Raw genomic sequence first — 18,931 nt, forward strand, 5'->3', positions numbered from 1 at the left:
CATTTTAGAGAAAGTCTAAGTTGTATTGATCTCCATCAATAAAGCCTCGCTAAGTTAGCGAGGCTTTTCTCTATCTCTAAAGTTCCACTTCTGCCTGCCGATACTCTCCGTTGAATAATCTGAGTATCTGGATATCAAAAATTACGAAGGATCTTAATTAATGAACAAAACAATTGTTGCGGCTGTTGTACTTTCTGCCTTTACCCTTTCCGGCTGTGGCGCAATGTCCACGGCGGTCAAAAAGCGTAATCTGGAAGTGAAAACCCAGATGAGCGAAACAGTATGGCTTGAGCCATCTAATGAAAAAACCGTCTATATCCAGGTGCGTAATACGTCGGATAAAGATATGTCCAACCTGCAGACGCTTATTGCGAATGACCTGACGGCTAAAGGCTATAAAGTTTCCAGTTCTCCGGATACAGCATATTACTGGGTGCAGGCGAACGTGCTTAAAGCCGACAAAATGGATCTGCGTCAGACTCAGGGTTTCCTGAGCAGCGGTTATGAGGGGGCGGCAACCGGTGCAGCTCTGGGGGCAGGTATCACTGCTTATAATTCCTCGTCTGCAGGTGCCACCCTGGGTGTGGGTCTGGCAGCGGGACTTGTCGGCATGGCCGCCGATGCGATGGTCGAAGACGTGAATTTCACGATGGTAACCGACCTGCAAATCTCCGAGCGGACGAAAGCAACGGTAACAACCGGCAACGTGGCCGCGCTGAGGCAGGGTAACTCGGGTGTGAAAATCCAGACCAGCTCTGAAGAGGGCAACCGCCACAAATATCAGACCCGTGTCGTGTCCAACGCCAATAAGGTCAACCTGAAGTTTGAAGAAGCCAAGCCGGTGCTTGAAGCGCAGCTGGCCAAATCCGTAGCAGGCATCATGTAATCATCCTGAAGCAGTGGCCCCCCGCCACTGCTTTTCATCCCGGTCAGTCTTTAGTTCTGCTTTTTCTCTGTCACTCCGGGCGTACGTGCCCGCCTTAATTCCGTGGATGTTTCGCTTCCTCGCCGGATAACGCTATGCGCTTTCCGGTCTGCGGCGAGCGCTTCCGTATTTTCACTGAACACTACCTGAGCATAAGTCCGGGTGGTGCGATGTTGTCTGGACAAAATCTATGAGCACTTTCGCAGGCAAAAATCTCACCCAGGGCGGGCAGATGACCGCCTATCGCTGGCGCATGTTTCTGCAGGTGAATAACTGGATAGGTTTCTGGGTATTCATTCTGTTCGCCATTATTACCGCTGCCCTTTTTCTTCTGCGCACCCCCCAGGAGGTACTGGATAACGGGAGCCTTTACTGGTTTGCCTGGATGAACAGCAGCTTTATCGACCTTATACCGGTCGGGCAGGGAAAGCTGTATGACATCCATTATTTCTATGCGCCCACGAATACCGCGCTGATCCTCAAAATGACGCTGCCACAGATGCTGACCGACCCGTATATGCAGGCCATGGGCGACCGTGTTCTGGCGCAGCTGCAGTCTGCGGCCACAGTCAGCGGCATTGTCAGCGTGTGCGTGTTCGCCGGGGCAACGATGTATGTCACCCGGATAGGCAAAAAGGAGAGTGAGAACGAGTTTATCTCCGGCATGACGCTCACGGATAAACCGGCAGAAGTGAACCGGCTGCTTCGGAGGAACGGCGAGCGGTCTGATTTGCGTGTGGGCGATCTGCACATGGTTGATCGTGCTGAAATTATGAATTTCCTTATCCACGGAACAATTAATGTCGGGAAATCAACGCTTATCAGGTGGCTGCTTGATTACATCCGTAAACGTGGCGATCGCGCCATCATCTATGACTCCGGGTGTACGTTCACCGAGACGCACTTCAACCCGAAGACGGATTTCATTCTTAATCCCCATGATGACCGCTGTGCAAACTGGCAGATGTGGGGCGAGTGTATGGATGTGGTCGACTATGAAAACATGGCCGCCAGCCTGATACCTGTCGAAGGGGAATCGGACCCGTTCTGGGTTTCCAGTTCGCGCACCATCTGGGCCGACCTGGCTATCCGTATGTCAACCGACCCTGACAGGAGCATCGAGAAGTTCCTCAAGACACTGCTGTCGCTCAGCATGAAAAGCCTGCGCGAGTATCTGGCCAACACCCCCTCTGCCAACCTGGTGGAAGAGAAAATTGAAAAGACTGCCATCTCCATTCGATCCGTTGTAACCAACTACGCCAAAGCCCTGCGTTATCTGCAGGGACTCGACGACGGGACACGTCCTGGATTTACCATTCGTAACTGGATGACCAGTGAAGCGCACGACAACAGCTGGCTGTTTATTTCCACCCTGTCACGCCATCGTCAGAGCGTACGTCCTCTGATTTCCATGTGGGTCTCTATGGCGACGATCTTTCTGCAGAGTATGGGTGAAAACCCCGACCGGAGGGTGTGGTTTATTTTTGACGAAAAAACCAGTCTTCAGAAAATCCCAAATTTCGCTGAGACGCTGGCTGAAGGCCGCAAATTTGGTAGCTGCTTCGTCATTGGTATTCAGAACATGCCGCAGCTGATTAACGTCTATGGCCGTGAACAGGCCAAATCGATTTTTGACCTGCTCAACACCCGCATGTATGGCCGTTCTCCAAGTGCTGAAGTGGCAAAAATTGTTGAAGAGGAACTGGGCCCTCAGCGACGTAAGGAAGCCCAGGAGCAGAACAGCTACGGTATGGATTCCGTGCGTGACGGTGTGTCGATAGGCAAGAACCGTGTCAGAGAGTCCGTCGTTGATTACGAACAGATTATGAAGCTCCCCAATCTGAAGTTTTACGTCAGGTTGCCCGGTGAGTATCCGATTGTCCGGCTGGGCCTGAAGTATCGGAAGATGAAGAAAATACATCCCGGCTTCATTGAGCGTGACTTTCGGGATGCACTCAGCCCGGAGCTGGAAAAGCTGGTTCATGATAATGAGCGGTCGAGGGTACTGGCGGGGATTTCGTTCCCGACCGGTGATGAAAAGATGGAGGATGCCGCACCGGCAACGGAGGCCAGTAAACCGACCCCGAAACCCGTGGTGACACCCCGCGTGATGGCGGAGGTAACACCGGTTAAACAGAACGTGCCTCACGTCGCCCCCGTCCAGCGGGAAACCGTGGAGACTGATTCCAGCATATCCAAATCCAAATCCGAATCGCTGCCGCTCCCGGATAATGTCGTGGCAATCAGACCCGCAATACCCCCGCGTTCTGCGCCAGCTACGCCTCCTGACGCTTCTGCCAGTCAGCCTGTCATTGTCGCTGAACCACAACTCACCCCGGACGGTGTGGAGGAGAGGCCTGTTGTCGCTCCACGTGGGACGGTTCATGAGACCCCTCCGGCAGTATCAGGTTCTTCCAGGGCAACTCCTCCACCGGCAAACAGCCCACTTAACAGGCTGAATCGTCTGCGGCAACGGGTTCCGGTGACGGACGATACCAGCACGGAGGAAACAGAAAGTGGCGGCGAGGCTCAGGAGCTGGAGATGGCTGTCAGGGAACTGGAAGACGGCGGCCTGCAGATAACCACGGCAGGCAAACAGCCAGAGCAACAGGAAAGCCGTGAAGACAACAAAGCCAGTCGCCGGATGGCGGACGAGGAAGAGAACATCCTGCGCCATCGTCACAACGACGACCCCGGCTACAGCATGGATGACCTGGAACGGTATGAAGACGGAGAACACGACTTATGATGTCAGTCGCCCCCATCGCGTCTGCCGGTGATGCGGCAGCCTATTATGGCAACAAAGATAACTATTACTTTCTCGGCCAGCTCGAGAGCGAATGGCTGGGCGAGGGGGCCAGCGAACTCGGGCTGGAAGGGCAGGTACGCAGCGACACCCTGACCGCTGTACTGGAGGGCCGTCTGCCGGACGGCACCCGCCTGGGCAAAGAAATCAACGGCAACCATGTGCACCGGGCGGGCCACGACCTGACCTTTTCCGCGCCCAAAAGTGTCTCCATTCTGGCGCTCATCGGCGGTGATAAAGCGATGCTGGAAGCCCATCAGCACGCCGTGCGTGTGGCGGCCACCTATGTGGAAAAACTCATTTCCGCGCGGGAGACCGTCGACGGTAAAACCTCGATTGTTCAGACCAGCAAACTGGTTGCTGCTCTGTTCACGCATGATACGTCCCGCAACCTTGACCCTCAGCTGCATACCCACATGCTGGTCGCCAACATGACCGAACTGAACGGGAAATGGAAAGCCCTGGCCACTGACAAAATCCACGATGCCGGCTTTATTGAAACCGTGATGAAAATGCAGGTCACACTGGGAAAAATCTACCGGAACACCCTGAAGGCCGACGTGGAAGCGCTGGGGCATGAAGTGGAAGAAGTCGGCCCGCACGGGATGTGGGAAATCAAAGGGGTGCCGGCTGAAATCCGGGAGGAATATTCCTCCCGTGGGCGAGAAATTCAGGGGGCTGTCGGGGCTGAAGCCACCCTGCGCAGTCGCGACGTGGCGGCGAAAGATACCCGCCAGGCGAAAGTAGACCCGTCGCGTCTGCGGCTGATGGAGCGCTGGATTGGTCAGATGACGGAAAAGGGCTGGAACATCCGGGAGTATCAGGCGAGCGTGGTACCGCGAGAACCTGTGCATACCTCTCCCGCGCCACGCCCTGAGCGCACGGAGAACGTCATTCCCGGTCAGGTGGTGCCTGCCTCCCCACCGTCTGCCACACACCATGAAAGGGACCCACAGGAGTCGGACCGTACCGGTGAGCCGGGAAGAGAGAAGGAGGCGGGCTTCACCCCACCTGCTTCAGTCGTTCAGTCACTGACGCAGGCGGTTGCCCCGGATATCCGCCCGGAGGTGGCTGATGCGGTCAGGATGGCCATCTCGCAGCTGAGTGACAGCAAAACCCGTTTTACCTGGGGGGAACTGATGCTCAGCACCACGGAATTCAGCGACAAAATCCCGGACGTGAAAGAGCTTAAAGCGGCACTCAATGTGTCGCTGAGCGAAGGGCTGATTGTCCCGCTGGACAGCGAAAAGGGCGTGTTTACCTCGCGTAACCATCTGCTGGATGAACTGTCCATTCAGGCACTCAGTAAGGACCATCTCCGGGAGGCGCGGGTCGTCAGTTTCCGTCAGCCTGCAGAAAAGGCACCGGCCGTGTTGTCGGTCGTGGAAAAGGACCCGCTGGTCCTGATGAATGCCCCGAAAGGGGTGGCCGGTATCCGTGAACTCACGGAACAAATCACCGCCGTCTCGGCGTCACACGGACGCCGCGTCCAGGTACTGGCAAGCTCCGCCGAACGCGCCATCTCCCTGTCTAAATCCGACAGGCTGCGGGACCGACTCACTGGCCGCCAGCAGGTGCTGAGCGGAGAATTCAGTCTGACGACGCAAAGTACGCTGATTATTGAAGGGGCTGAGCGTCTGGGACTGAAGGAAACGCTGGTGCTGCTCGGTGAAGCCCGGGAAAAAGGGGCTCAGCTCATTTTTCTGGACAGTGCCGGCCGTCAGGCGAACGGCAATGCCATGTCGGTCCTCGAATCTGCCGGCGTGAGCCGCAGCCGGCGAACCGAACCGGCCCCGGGACTGGAGGCCGCCGTGGTCAGTATTGCCGACAAGCGCGATCGCTACGAAGCGATGGCCACCCGTTATGCCGAACTCAGTGCCGGCAGCGAACCCGTGACCGCCATTGTTATCGGGCAGCGAGAACAGAAGCACATGACGGGGCTGATACGCGATGCCCTGCAGAACGCCGGACAGCTTGAGCGTGACGGTGTCACGATAGAGGCCCGCTCACCCGTCTGGCTGGACAATAAAACCCGCCGGATGGCGGGCAGCTACCGGGCCGGGCAGGTACTGGAAGACAGAAGTGAAAAGGAAACGCGCCACTACGTCATCGGGCGTGTCCATGATGACACCCGCATGCTGTCACTTATCGACAGTGACGGGGTGCTGTCGCGCCAGAAAATGGGCGACCTCTCGGCTGACTGGCGGTTGTATAACAGCGAAAACCTGTCCGTGGTACCGGGGGAGAAACTGATATCGATGGCTGCGGATAAACCCGCCGGGCTGAAGGCGAAAGACCGCCTGACCGTGACAGCTATCAGTGAGAAAGGCATTGAGGCGCTGCGGGACGGCAAAAAAATCGTTCTGCCTGCCGACCGTCCCCTGTATGTCAGCCATGCGTATGTCGCGTCACCCGGCAACAGGGATAACGAAAGCGGCACCGTACTGGCCGCCCTCAATTCCCGCGATATCACCACCCAGACCATCAACTCGCTGGCGCAGTCGGGTGACAAAGCCGAAATCTTTACCGCCGAAGCGCAGGACAGGGCAGAGGCACGGATGCAGCGTATGCGCACGGACAGTTCGCCGCTGCAGCTTGTAAGCAGACTCAGTGGCGAACAGGATACGGATAAAGCCGTGGCGCAGCTGCGCGGTAATGTTAAAAGCGAGGCGGCGCTTGCCGTTCATCGTGCGATCGCCGATCAGCAGGGGGTGATGTTTGACGAACTGAAGCTCGCAACGGCGGCGTCTGATTTTCATCCGGACATCATGGCCATTGACGCAGAAATTACCGGCATGGTGAAACGGGGCGACCTCATCCGGGTACCGAACCGGGCGCAGCCGCTCCTGGTGGCGCGCGCCACCTGGGAAATGGAAAAGGCCATCATCAGTGCGGTGACGGAGGGCAAGGATACGCAGACGCCCCTGCTGGAGCAGGTTGACCCGCTACTGCTTGACGGTCTGACGACCGGACAGAAAGCGGGGGCGTTACTGGTGCTTGGCAGTCGTGACCAGTTCACCGGCATCCAGGGCTATGCCGGGGTCGGTAAAACCACCCAGGTGCGTGCAGTCAAAGCTGCACTGGACACGCTACCGGAAACGTCCCGCCCGCAGCTGCTGGGGCTGGCACCGACGCATCAGGCCGTAAAGGAGCTGAAAGACGTGGGGATCGAGGCGCAGACGGCCAAATCCTTCATCGTCGATCACGAACAGCTGCTGGCGGCCGGAGAAAAACCGGATTACCGCAACCAGGTCTTTCTGATGGATGAGTCCTCGATGCTGGGTAACCAGGATATGGCTGCCGTCTATCAGGCCATTAAGGCCGGCGGCGGTCGCGGAGTATCGATGGGTGACATTGACCAGTTCGAGGCTATCGAGTCCGGTGCGCCGTTTAAATTAATTCAGGAGCGCAGTCCGATGGACATGGCCATCATGAAACAGATTGTGCGCCAGAACGAGGCGAACCTGAAAAATGCCGTGCATGACATCATCGACAGCCGTATTGATGCGGCCCTGACGCGTCTGGCCGCGCAGCCGCAGGATAAAGTGATCAGGGAGGGGGCATCAGACTTCGCGGTCCCGGAAAAGGGAATTTCAGATGCAGAAATCCCCGCAGAAGCCGTGGTGGCAGACTGGCTGTCGCGTACCCCGGATGCCCGTGCACGTACCCTGATTATCGCCCAGCTGAACGCCGACCGTCAGGCCATCAACGCAGGGATTTATGCCGGCATGGCTGAACGGCAGGAACTTGGTGATAAAGCCATCACGCTGCCGGTGCTGGATAAAATTACCCACACCCGCCATGAATTCAACAAGACGAAGGCCTGGTCTGCCGGCATGGTCCTGAAACGGGGTGACGCCTGGCAGGATGTCATCGCCGTGGACCGGAACGGCTCGATGGTCACCGTGAAGGATGAAGACGGCAGGCTGGGTCTCTATTCCCCCCGGGAACTCCTGACCGGCGATGTGGAGCTGTTTATGCGCAGCCAGATGGAAGTGCGTGCCGGCACTGAGGTGCGCTTTACCCTGACCGACCGTAACCGTGGCCAGACAGCCAATGCGCGGTATACGGTTGAGTCTGTCCGGGATAACGGCGACGTCGTGCTGAAAGGGGCGTCAGGAACAAAGGTGATTAATCCTGCCGCTGTCCGGGCCGAACAGAATATCGACTACGCCTGGGCCGTCACCGGCTACGGCTCTCAGGGGGCCAGCAGCGACTATGTGATTTCCCTGGAGGGAACGGAGGGGGGCCGTCAGTACATGGCCACGAAGCGTGCCTTTTATATTTCGGCGTCCCGTACCAGGGAACACGTCCAGATTTACACGGACGGCACGCAGAAGTGGGTTGATGCGGTGAAAAAGCCGGAGAGCAGCATAAAGACGGCACATGACGCGCTTAAACCTGAAACGGAGCGTAAGCAGGCACGGCTTATCTGGTCCATGGGGCAACCGCTCAGCAAGACAGCGATCGGCCGGGCCTGGTCCCGGCATGAAGGCGTGGATGGCCAGCGAATGTCAGCACGCATCATCCCGGCCACGATGCGTTTCCCGGAGCCTGCGATGGCACTGCCGTTGTATGACAACAACGGGAAAACGGCCGGGCTGGCCCTGGTGTCGATAGTGGCCGGCGATAACGGGCGCCTGGCACAGGGCGCCGTGCGTATGGTGGCCACGGAAGGGGCCACCGGTGCGGTGCTGCAGCGCAGCGAGTCCGGTAACACGCAGGTGGTGAAAGACCTTGCCGGGGCCATAAAAGCCCTGCAGGACCATCCCCGCGACGGAGTTGTCTGGCAGACTGGCGAGGAACGACCGTCGGCCTGGATGCTCAAAGTCAGCAAAGGGACGGATCAGGCAGTCGATGCGGCACGTGCGCAGGCGGTGAAAGACGGAATGGACAACGTCATTCTGCCGCCGGTTCCGCCGGGGGAGAAAGTGCCGGATATGCGCGCCGCTGTCATCAGCGCCGGTGAGGCGCTCACCCTTCAGCGTCAGGCCGAACAGAATGTGGCCAGCCGTCACGCGCAGACGCTGAATAAACCTGGTGAACCGGAGAACATTATCATTCCGCCTGAGATTATCCCTGACCTGCCGGTGATACCGCCGGAAGTCACGCGTTCACCGGAACACCGTAGCGTGGACAAAGAGACCATCGCGCGTATAGCTGCTGCGGTGCGACCGGAGCCGGAAGTCAGACCCGATATCAGCCAGATTGAGCTGACTGACCGTGCGAAAGACCTGCAGGACCTGTCCCGCACCGCTGAGCGGGTGGCCGGTGAGCTGGCCGAACGTAAACGTGAGGAAGTGACGCTGCCGCAGGCACCGCAGGAGCGTGCCCGGACCCTCGAGCATGAAGAACTGACCCGAACCCATACCCTTCAGAAAGAACGTTAAACCCAGGAACACACTGATGAACCTTAAAAAGACACTGTTATCAGTAGTTACAACATACACTATTTTTCAGTTAACCCCCCTGCAGGCAGCACCTGCACCGGTATTCACGCCCGAACAGGAAGCTCAGATAGGGAAAATTGCGGCTGACTACCTGATGGCGCATCCGGAGGTACTGGTCCAGGTCAGCCAGAAACTGCAGCAGCAACAGCAGGCCCGTCAGCAACAGGCACTGGTTCTGAACGTGATGGAGAATCAGGACGCGCTGCTGCGTGACGCGGACACCCCGGTTACCGGCCCGGATAACGCAAAAGTGGCCGTGATTGAGTTTTTTGATTACCAGTGCATTTACTGCAGTCATCTGGCACCGGTGATGGAGCAGGTGATGAAAGCCAGCCCGGACGTGCGTTACATCTTTAAGGAATGGCCCATCTTCGCATCGCGCTGGGAAAATTCAGAGAAAGCAGCCCTGCGCGGCATTGATGTCTGGAAACAGAAGGGTGCTGCGGCTTACGCCTTGTATCACAACAGCGTGTACCAGACGGGTCACAACGAAGGACAACTGACGGCAGAAGATATCGATGCGGCGGCAAAAAAAGCCGGGGTCGTGGGAAAACCGGCGGCCGATTACGTCCCTCAGCTTGAGAAAAACAACCAGCTGGCCCGGACACTGGGACTCACCGGCACGCCGGGAGTGATAGTAATGCCGGTGAACAATGCCACGCCGAAAACCATTACCGTCTTCCCGGGTACAGCAACTGCAGAACAAATCCAGGCGGCCATCAGAAAATCCAGTAACTGATCTTCACCGAAGCCAGCCGGAATGTAATCCCGCCAGATACAGACCGACTGCCCGGAAGTTGATGCCTGACGCGTCCGGAAACCCCGGACTTATCCAACCTCTCGAGCTTATGATGGTAACCCTCATAAGCTCGAGAGGTTCGTTTTACTATCTGTATAAGCATAGCGATGCCGCTTCCAATACGTCCGCTTTGAGCGAAAAACGGACGCCCGTATAGAGTAAATGGGCGTCCGATAATATGAACAGGAAAGATTACTTAACCCGATTCCCTGTTTCGTTAATTACCGTCTCACCATCCTCTTTGGTAAAAGCGCCTTTTTGATCTTCCGGTAGGATATCCAGCACTATTTCCGAAGGGCGGCAAAGACGCGTCCCAAGTGGTGTGACTACCACTGGCCGATTAATTAAAATCGGATGTTGAAGCATAAAATTAACCAACTGCTCATCAGTAAATATCTCTTCACCAAGACCCAGTTGTTCGTATGGTTCAACGTTCTTACGCAGCAGTTCGCGTACCGTAATCCCCATATCTGAAATAAGTGTAATCAGTTCATCCCGGGTTGGTGGCGTATCGAGATAGTAAATAATGGTCGGTTCGTTACCGCTGTTACGGATCATCTCCAGCGTGTTGCGTGAAGTGCCACAGGCCGGGTTGTGGTAGATGGTAATGTTGCTCATATCAGTATCTCATTACAAAGTGACAGAAAGCCGCCACGCCAGCGCGGCCAGAGTAACAAACAGCACTGGCACAGTCATAATAATGCCGGTACGGAAGTAATCTCCCCAGGAGATCGTCATATTTTTCTGGGCAAGCACATGCAGCCACAGCAGGGTAGCCAGACTGCCTATCGGAGTGATTTTCGGACCTAAATCGCAGCCAATCACGTTGGCATAAATCATTGCCTCTTTGACGACACCGGTCGCCGTACTCCCGTCAATCGACAGCGCACCAATCAGCACCGTCGGCATATTATTCATCACTGATGAGAGAAATGCCGTCAGGAAGCCGGTACCGAACGTCGCTGCCCATAACCCTTTGTCTGCCAGCAGGTTCAGCACGCCAGACAGATACTCGGTGAGTCCTGCATTGCGCAGACCATAGACCACCAGGTACATCCCCAGCGAGAAAACAACGATCTGCCATGGTGCACCGCGCAGGACTTTCCCGGTGTTGATGGCATGACCTCTTTTCGCCACCACAAACAACACTGCTGCGCCAGTCGCCGCTATTGCACTGACTGGGATCCCCAACGGCTCCAGAACAAAGAAGCCGACAAGCAGCAATAACAGGACAATCCAGCCCGCCCTGAAGGTCGCAGGATCTTTTATCGCACTGGCAGGCGTCTTCAGCAGCGAAACGTCATACGTCGCTGGGATATCCCTGCGGAAGAATAGATGCAGCATGACCAGCGTGGCCACAATCGCTGCCACATCAACGGGGATCATAACGGAGGCGTATTGCGTGAAGCCCAGACCGAAGAAATCCGCCGAGACGATATTCACCAGATTAGAAACAATGAGCGGCAGGCTGGCCGTATCTGCAATAAACCCTGCTGCCATTACAAAGGCCAGTGTTGTGCTCTGGCTAAATCCCAGTGCGAGCAACATCGCAATCACAATCGGCGTCAGGATCAGCGCGGCTCCATCATTGGCAAACAGCGCCGCGACAGCGGCACCGAGCAACACTATCCAGGTAAACAGCAGGCGTCCATGCCCGTTACCCCAACGGGAGACATGTAGTGCGGCCCATTCAAAGAAACCGGACTCATCAAGCAGCAGACTGATAATGATCACCGCAATAAATGCAGCTGTCGCGTTCCAGACGATATTCCAGACAACGGGAATATCAGCAAGTTGGATGACACCGGTTCCCAGAGCCAGCAAAGCCCCAATACTCGCGCTCCAGCCAATACTCAGGCCTCTGGGTTGCCAGATCACCAGTACCAGTGTCAGTAAAAAGATACTCCCTGCCAGAAACATTTCAGACTCCTATATATATGCTTATATGTATGTGAATGATTATCTCAGCAGGAAGTACAAGCAGATTTTACCAGCCATTCACGCACATCATTACGCAGACACTCCCAGGACGTAGTGATCGTTCCAGCCGCCCATGCAGGCATCTGGGGTGACAGGCGATAGTGGATCCATTTTCCTTCCCGACGGTCAAGGACGAGCTCAGCCTCTCGCAAAATAGCCATGTGGCGCGAGATTTTAGGTTGTGACTCAGTGAGGGCCGCGCAGATATCGCAGACGCACATTTCCCCGGATTCCCGGAGGAGCATCACAATGGCGAGGCGGGTTTCATCCGACAGGATTTTGAAAAGTTGAACAGGTTGTAGCATTTGTCACTCCGTTCCCTTTAGAATATACATATGTTAAATCATATGTGTTGAGTTTGGAATCGGCAAATCACTACGAAGGATAAACAAATGGAACGCTTTCCTGCCCTGAACGCTGACTGTTTTGATCAGCAAATCTCCGAACGCCTGTATCTACAGGAGCCACCACGGATCCTGATTCTGTATGGTCCGGTAAGAGAGCGCTCCTGAAGCCGTTTTGCAGCGGAAGACGCAGGCCGTTTGCTGACAGCAATGGGTGCAGAGTTCAGGCTGTTTAACCCCTTTGGTTTACCCCTGCCGAATGAGGGCGCGGATGCTTACGCAAAAATCATTAAAATGCACGACCAGGTAAGATAGTATGGAGTTATACGGATCGGCATGGGGTAATGAGCGCAGCTATAAAGGCATGGATAGACTGGATACCTCAAGCGGGAGTGCTGTTTGTCCTTCCCGGCGCAAAACCCTTGTGGTGAGAAATAGAATGGTCAGCATCCGTGGGGGACTGGCAATTGATCCTTAAAATAAGGCTTAGATCGCAAAATGCTGTCACTGTAGCATGTACAAAAAATTTGAGGATTTGGAATTGTTTCTCTAAAAGGCACAAAGGGGGGGACCCCGACTATGCTTCCGAAGCATTTCATATCGAATCTGCGCGTATTCAGACTCTATTGAATGCGTTTGTGATAGACAATATTTATAAAAAAGTCAAATAACTGCAGAGAGTGTAAAATGCCAAAACTATATATTTTTAAAAATAAAAAACTGGTCTCACGAACTGAAATTGACGAGTATGTGGATAATTTTTCATATCAGGATAGTAAGAAAAACATCCATACCCTACCCGTTCATATTTTATTCATCACTTTCCCTCCCTCGGATGTCAGAGCCGTTCTGGTCGCATCGCATGATATTCCTGATTCCAGTATGATAATGGATGAAATGAATCGAAATTTAAGGAAAAAATAACTTTCACTTTGAGGGTGGGATCACATTTTTAATGTGAAAAGCAGTTAATTAAAGCGCCTGTTCTTTAGTGCTAAAGTATTTATCCTTTAAGCCGATAGTTCCTGGTAATGCCGTTCGCTGAACATGCGTACAGATGGGAAAAGGGTAGATTAAACGCTGTAATATCGGCTACACCCGTATAGGGATAATGACATGGGGACGCTGTCATAATGAAACTACGAATACTGAATTTTGCCATTCGCCGCCCCAGGGTTTATTTTGTATCGGTCATGTTAACGATTATCCTGTGTTACGGCATTGGCTCAGGTTCCTATTATTTGTATCTCCATGAAAAACTTGAAGTTTACTCTAATTCAATCCTTTCGAGAAGTGACAGTCTGATTAAGCAGGTTCAGCTGATTGATGGCTTGCGTGACGAGTTCTCAGTCTACTCCCCCTGCAGTGAACAGTATCTCCAGGAGCTAAGAAAGCGTCTCTGGCCATATCCTCTTATCAAAGATATTGCCTATGTCCGTGATCAACTCGTTGTCTGTTCTGCGCTTTGGGGCAAGCTCAGTACTCCTCTTTCTTTGAATTTATACAGAAATAAAGTTAACCGCGGAAGTTATATCTGGGTTTTTGATGCACTAATTGAAGAAAATATTATTGCAGATGTACTTTATACAAATAATTTTGCTATCACTGTCTCACCTTTTGCTTTTCAGCGATTCTGGCAAGAGGCTGAGAAAATGAATTTCAGTGCAATTGTAGGTGACTACAATCATAAAAATCACTTTTTTAACATCGGGAATAATACAAAATTACTCGAGGCGATTGAGCATCATCAGGCACACCGGTTGAATTACATTATTACACGTTCCTGTAGCAGCATTGAAGATATTTGTGTTATTACAGGCGCGGAATTCCCCATTTTTTTCAATAACAATATTTACATCCTGGCTTTGCTTATTTCCGTATCAATTATTATCGGCTTTTTGAATTCTGCATTGTATATAAGTATAACGGAGAAAAATCAGTCTTTACTTTCCCGGTTTGAAGATGCCATTCTCAAGGAAAAATTCCACTTCGTTTATCAGCCTATTTACAACGTTGAAGCACGCAGTGTGATAGGTGCAGAAGCTCTGATTCGCTGGAATGATCATCATATAGGAAATATAGGTCCTGATATTTTCATTCCGCTCGCTGAAAAAAATGGATTAATCAATAAAGTAAGTCTTTATGTTGTAGAGCACGCTCTCGCTGAATTTGCTCCCATACTGCATCGATACAATATTATTCTGAGCATTAATGTCAATTGTTCGGATATCTGTAATGACGTATTTCGAGCCAAACTTTTTACCATACTTGAGCGCGAAAAAATTCCGGGAAACCTGATTATGCTTGAGATTACTGAAAGGCAAAATGCCAACATCGAGGAAATAAAGAAAGCCATGATCCTTTATAAGGACTCTGGTATCCAATTCGCCCTGGACGACTTTGGGACGGGCTACTCAAATCTCAACTGGCTTTCATTACTTGATGTCGAAGAAATTAAAATTGATAAATCCTTGATTGATTGTATTAGTACTGAATTTTCAGTTAATCCCATCCTGACAGGCTTAATCGGAATGTTAAATAATATGCCGAATTTAGTTGTTTTCGAAGGCGTTGAAACGGAAACACAGTATCGTTTTCTTCTGGAAAACGTCCCTGATTGCTGTGCACAAGGCTGGTATTTTTCAAAACCAATGAAATTTGAAGAGATTAGCGCCCTCCTCATATGCTAAAAAGGGAGCGTTTATCACGGTACAGAAGTCGATACCATTTCCCTCTACAATGAGAGCATTTCAGAATAACAAAACGTCTGCTCCTGGCACAAAGCGGACTTTCCTCCCTCCATGGTGATCCGACGCTACGAAGGGGTCAGTTGGGATATCGAAAATTATTGTACGTTAAGACTATTTTTTGACCCTTTCGACTTTAGCTGGTCTCAGCCGTCGAAACTTACCGGAAGCAGGTATCCGGTTGCTTTTCCAGATATAATCGCCTGTAAGATTGATGTGTTCCCAGCCTAACGGCGACAAATGTGACAGCAGTTGCTCGTTGATCTTCCCCCCTTTACGCTTCAGGGCATCGACCGCTCTTTCCATATAGACGGTATTCCACAGGGATATGGCAGCTGTCAGGAGCGTCAGTCCACTGGCGCGATAGCTCTGATTTTCCGGTTTTCGGTCCCTGATTTCACCCAGGCGGTGCAGGAATACCGCACGCGCCAGCGCGTTACGGGCTTCTCCTTTATTCAGTCCCGCCTGTACCCGCCGACGAAGTGCCGGATCGCGGAACCAGTCGAGCATAAACAGAGTTCGTTCGATACGGCCAATTTCCCTCAGTGCTTTGGCAAGTCCGTTTTGCTTGGGGTAGCTGGCAAGCTTTTTCAGCATCAGGGATGCCGTCACGGTTCCCTGCTTTATCGAGGTTGCCAGACGCAGCACTTCACGCCAGTGAATTTCGATCTCTTTCAGATTCAGGCTGGTCGTTGATATCAGTGACTGAAGCGCCGGGTATTGGTCTGCTTTCCCTTTGATAAACAGCTTCTTGTCGTGGAGATCCCTGATTCGCGGACAGAACGCAAACCCCAGCAGATGCATCAGGGCAAAGACATGATCGGTGAAACCAGCAGGGGGTCCGCTTGGAAAACGGAAATTATCCCACGCTAAGACTGTTTTTTGTACAAAGCGGTATCGACTGTACGTAATGAGCGGTATTTTCCGGATCCCAGCTTAAGATTATTACGCCAGACGTAATCTCCACTCAGATTGATATGTTCCCAGCCCAGGGGAGAAAGATGAGAGACCAGTTGCTCATTTATCGGGATACCCTTTCGTTTTAGTGACTCAATAGCTCTTTCTATATATACCGTGTTCCACAACGTGATCGCTGCTGTCAGTAATGTCAGCCCGCTGGCGCGATAACTCTGATTCTCCAGCCCACGATCCCTTATTTCACCCAGACGGTGCAAAAAGACCGCTCGCGCAAGGGCATTACGGGCCTCACCCTTATTCAGCCCCGCCTGCACGCGTCGGCGCAGACCGGGATCACGGAACCAGTCCAGCATAAATAGTGTCCGTTCGATGCGGCCAATCTCTCTCAGCGCTTTGGCAAGTCCATTCTGTTTTGGGTAACTGGCTAACTTTTTCATCATCAGTGATGCGGTGACTGTCCCCTGCTTAATCGAGGTTGCCAGGCGCAATACCTCATCCCAGTGCGACTCAATGTCTTTGATATTCAGGCAGGTTGTTGATATGACAGACTGAAGCCCCGGATAGCGCTCGGCCTTTCCATGAATAAACAGCCGCTTGTCATGAAGATCACGGATCCTTGGCGCAAAAGCGAATCCCAGCAGGTGCATCAGGGCGAAAACATGTTCAGTGAAGCCTGCGGTATCGGTGTAATGCTCGGTAATTTCCAGATCGCTTTCATGGTACAGCAGGCCATCAAGCACGTGGGTTGAGTCGCGCACCCGGCTGATCACTTTGGCGTAGAACGGGCTGTATTGGTCTGAGATATGCGTATAAATCTGCACGCCCGGCTCCTGACCATATTTAAGATTGACCTGACCGGCATAACGTCCGTGACTGCCTACCCGAAAGTTCTGCCCGTCTGACGACGATGTTGTCCCGTCGCCCCAGAATGCGGCCAGAGGCCGCTCTTTCTGTGCGTTGACCAGTTCGGCCAGTGCCGCTGAATAAGTTTCATCCCTGATGTACCATGCCTGAATACCTTCGAGTGACGATCTTGTGGCCCCAGGGCAGGATTCCGCCATTTTTGTCAGCCCAAGGTTGATGCCGTCAGCCAGAATGGTGGTCAGCAACAGTCTTCCGTCTTTTGGTCTGACGTTATTATTTTTGAGGTGCGCGAAGTGACGCGTAAATCCCGTCCAGCTATCAACTTCTTCCAGTATCTCCGTAATTTTCGGATGGGGAAGCATGCCATAGACCAAATCTGCAAAGGGCGAAACACCTGAAGGAACGCTGTTCTCCAGTGGAGTGATTTTTACGCCTTTATCTGAGATATCTACATCGGGCAAATCACCGGCAAGCGCCATCGCGTTAACTTCTTCCAGCCGAGATGCAAGAAGAGTCATACGGGCCTGAAGGTATGCCTGGCTATCGGTCTGAACGGCCAACTGTAACTGGTCATTATGTCGGGATTTCTCAAACTCAGCAGTCGGGATGAGATAATCATCAAAATTTTTGTAGCGGCGCGATCCTTTTACCCAGATATCACCGGAACGTAATGCACCCTTGAGTTCATTCAGTACGCAAAACTCGTAGTACTTGCGGTCGATGCCTGAAGGCGTGAGCACCAGTTTTCGCCAGCTTTCAGGGATAAACCCTGTTGGCGCTGATGGCGGCACTTTACGAAGTTGTTTACGGTACATTTCCGTTATGGCGTCCAGCGCATCGCTGAGCGCCTGCGCCGCAGGTGTCGCCATGAACTGCAATGCTGACAGCATACGCGGGGCATATTTACGCAACGTACTGTATTTTTCGGTGATCAGATGAAGCGCGTCGAAATTGCCCTTACGGGAAAGAAACCGCGTTTCTTCCACGCTGTTGATGAATTCCTGCCAGGGAAGGACATCTTCTATTGCAGTCCAGGGATCTTCCCCGGATTCTCTGGCGTTAAGTAACGCCTGCCCGACGGTAACGTACTGCTTCAGCTTGCTCTGAATAAGCTTTCCCGTTTGCTGGAGCCGTTCGGCCTGCGTGCGTTTTGCCCTGCTGAACAGACTACCCAGGATACGCTCGTGCAGATCAATCACTTCGTCAGTCAGGGTGGCCCTGGCCTCTGTTATTATACAAACCAGCGTAGCGTAACGTCTGACCTCGGTGAATTTTGCCAGGTCCCTGCTGCTCATTTTCCGGCCCTCACGCGCCAGTTTAAGCAACCTGTTCTGGTGAACGGAAAGTGCAATACCATCAGGCAACCCCAGCGCAGCGATGGAATTAAGCCGGTCGATATGTTGCAGCACATTTTTACCGTTTATTTTACCCGGAGGCTGTAGCAGCCATGCCAGACGGGAAGGTTGTTCACCCTCTGATATGAGCAGGCTGTCGAGTGCTGATTTATGCTGCTTTTCCAGTTGCGCGGTAAGTGTCGAAAATACCGATCTGTTAGCGAGCGTGACGACTTCGGCAAGCGTCCGTTCGATCACTTCAACAGAAGGGAAAATAACATTATTGTTATGTAGCCAGCTGAGCATTTCTTCCGCCAGCATAAATCCTTTGTCAGTTCGCATGGCATAGGGGTGCAGATGACGGATACAGTCTTTTTGCATTGACCGGCTGAACGGGGATAGTTCCAGGTAGCGATAAAGTTCGGTCAGATGTTCCCAGCGGGTTTGCTCTCTGGATGCATATTCCGGCCATAAATCAGGCTGAAGTTTCAGTCGGGAAGCAACCCTGGATACAACGCCATTGTGAGGAGCACTGCTTTTGTCCGGAATAAATCCAGGTCCACGCAGATAACAGAGTAATACAGCAAAGCCCAGGCGATTCGCTGGCCTTCGGTGCTTATTAATGAGCGCAATATCCAGTTCGTTCAGAAAACACATTCGGGTCAGAATAATTTCATCATCTGGTATAACCAGTAAGCGTTCCTGCTCTTCGCTGCTCAGTATCTGTCGCCGTGGCATAAATGCCTCCCTCGCGTATAGTTTTC

The 18,931-nt window shown here is 52.9% G+C and carries 9 protein-coding genes and 2 pseudogenes; 6 read left to right on the top strand and 5 right to left on the bottom strand.

Annotated features, from left to right (window positions below):
- The first annotated feature begins 160 nt into the window (after nucleotides 1-160).
- The 4 genes from traT (at nucleotide 161) to ACUY4Q_RS24485 (ending at nucleotide 9,920) form a co-directional block, all read left to right on the top strand.
- A complete protein-coding gene (traT, locus tag ACUY4Q_RS24470) occupies nucleotides 161-886 on the top strand; it encodes a conjugal transfer complement resistance protein TraT (protein ID WP_458047532.1) in 726 nt (241 codons plus the stop codon).
- Between the two features lie 229 nt (nucleotides 887-1,115).
- Entirely contained in the window at nucleotides 1,116-3,674 is a 2,559-nt protein-coding gene (gene traD, locus ACUY4Q_RS24475) for a type IV conjugative transfer system coupling protein TraD (RefSeq protein ID WP_458047533.1), read from the top strand.
- Nucleotides 3,671-9,121: a MobF family relaxase gene (mobF, locus tag ACUY4Q_RS24480; protein ID WP_458047534.1), complete on the top strand. Its 5,451-nt coding sequence runs from the start codon at nucleotides 3,671-3,673 to the stop codon at nucleotides 9,119-9,121. Before traD ends, mobF begins: the two co-directional genes overlap by 4 nt.
- Nucleotides 9,122-9,137: 16 nt before the next feature.
- On the top strand, nucleotides 9,138-9,920 hold the full coding sequence (locus ACUY4Q_RS24485; protein WP_458047535.1) for a DsbA family protein: 783 nt from the start codon (nucleotides 9,138-9,140) through the stop codon (nucleotides 9,918-9,920).
- 252 nt (nucleotides 9,921-10,172) lie between these two features.
- Here ACUY4Q_RS24485 and arsC read toward each other — a convergent pair whose 3' ends face one another.
- Genes arsC through ACUY4Q_RS24500 form a run of 3 tightly spaced genes read right to left on the bottom strand, consistent with a single transcriptional unit; the run spans nucleotide 10,173 to nucleotide 12,265 of the window.
- Nucleotides 10,173-10,598, bottom strand: a complete 426-nt coding sequence (gene arsC, locus ACUY4Q_RS24490; RefSeq protein ID WP_264643194.1) for a glutaredoxin-dependent arsenate reductase — start codon at nucleotides 10,596-10,598, stop codon at nucleotides 10,173-10,175.
- A 12-nt stretch (nucleotides 10,599-10,610) separates the two neighbouring features.
- Nucleotides 10,611-11,900: an arsenic transporter gene (locus ACUY4Q_RS24495; protein WP_458047536.1), complete on the bottom strand. Its 1,290-nt coding sequence runs from the start codon at nucleotides 11,898-11,900 to the stop codon at nucleotides 10,611-10,613.
- Nucleotides 11,901-11,944: 44 nt separating this feature from the next.
- Nucleotides 11,945-12,265 (bottom strand): metalloregulator ArsR/SmtB family transcription factor, encoded by a 321-nt coding sequence (locus ACUY4Q_RS24500; RefSeq protein WP_264643196.1) that lies wholly within the window; start codon nucleotides 12,263-12,265, stop codon nucleotides 11,945-11,947.
- Between the two features lie 87 nt (nucleotides 12,266-12,352).
- On the opposite strand from ACUY4Q_RS24500, the pseudogene ACUY4Q_RS24505 reads away from it, so the two are divergent.
- Together ACUY4Q_RS24505 and ACUY4Q_RS24510 are read left to right on the top strand one after the other, a co-directional pair.
- A pseudogene (locus ACUY4Q_RS24505) lies at nucleotides 12,353-12,734 on the top strand (NAD(P)H-dependent oxidoreductase); the annotation flags it as partial.
- A 703-nt stretch (nucleotides 12,735-13,437) separates the two neighbouring features.
- Nucleotides 13,438-14,994 carry an EAL domain-containing protein gene (locus tag ACUY4Q_RS24510; protein ID WP_458047537.1) on the top strand — a complete coding sequence of 519 codons (1,557 nt, stop codon included), beginning with the start codon at nucleotides 13,438-13,440 and terminating at the stop codon, nucleotides 14,992-14,994.
- A 171-nt stretch (nucleotides 14,995-15,165) separates the two neighbouring features.
- On the opposite strand, the pseudogene ACUY4Q_RS24515 reads toward ACUY4Q_RS24510, so the two are convergent.
- Together ACUY4Q_RS24515 and ACUY4Q_RS24520 are read right to left on the bottom strand one after the other, a co-directional pair.
- Nucleotides 15,166-15,885 (bottom strand): annotated as a pseudogene (locus ACUY4Q_RS24515) (Tn3 family transposase); the annotation flags it as partial.
- Between the two features lie 35 nt (nucleotides 15,886-15,920).
- A complete protein-coding gene (locus tag ACUY4Q_RS24520; RefSeq protein ID WP_458047538.1) occupies nucleotides 15,921-18,905 on the bottom strand; it encodes a Tn3 family transposase in 2,985 nt (994 codons plus the stop codon).
- Nucleotides 18,906-18,931 lie beyond the last annotated feature (26 nt).

The sequence above is a fragment of the Phytobacter cepae genome (assembly GCF_054165735.1).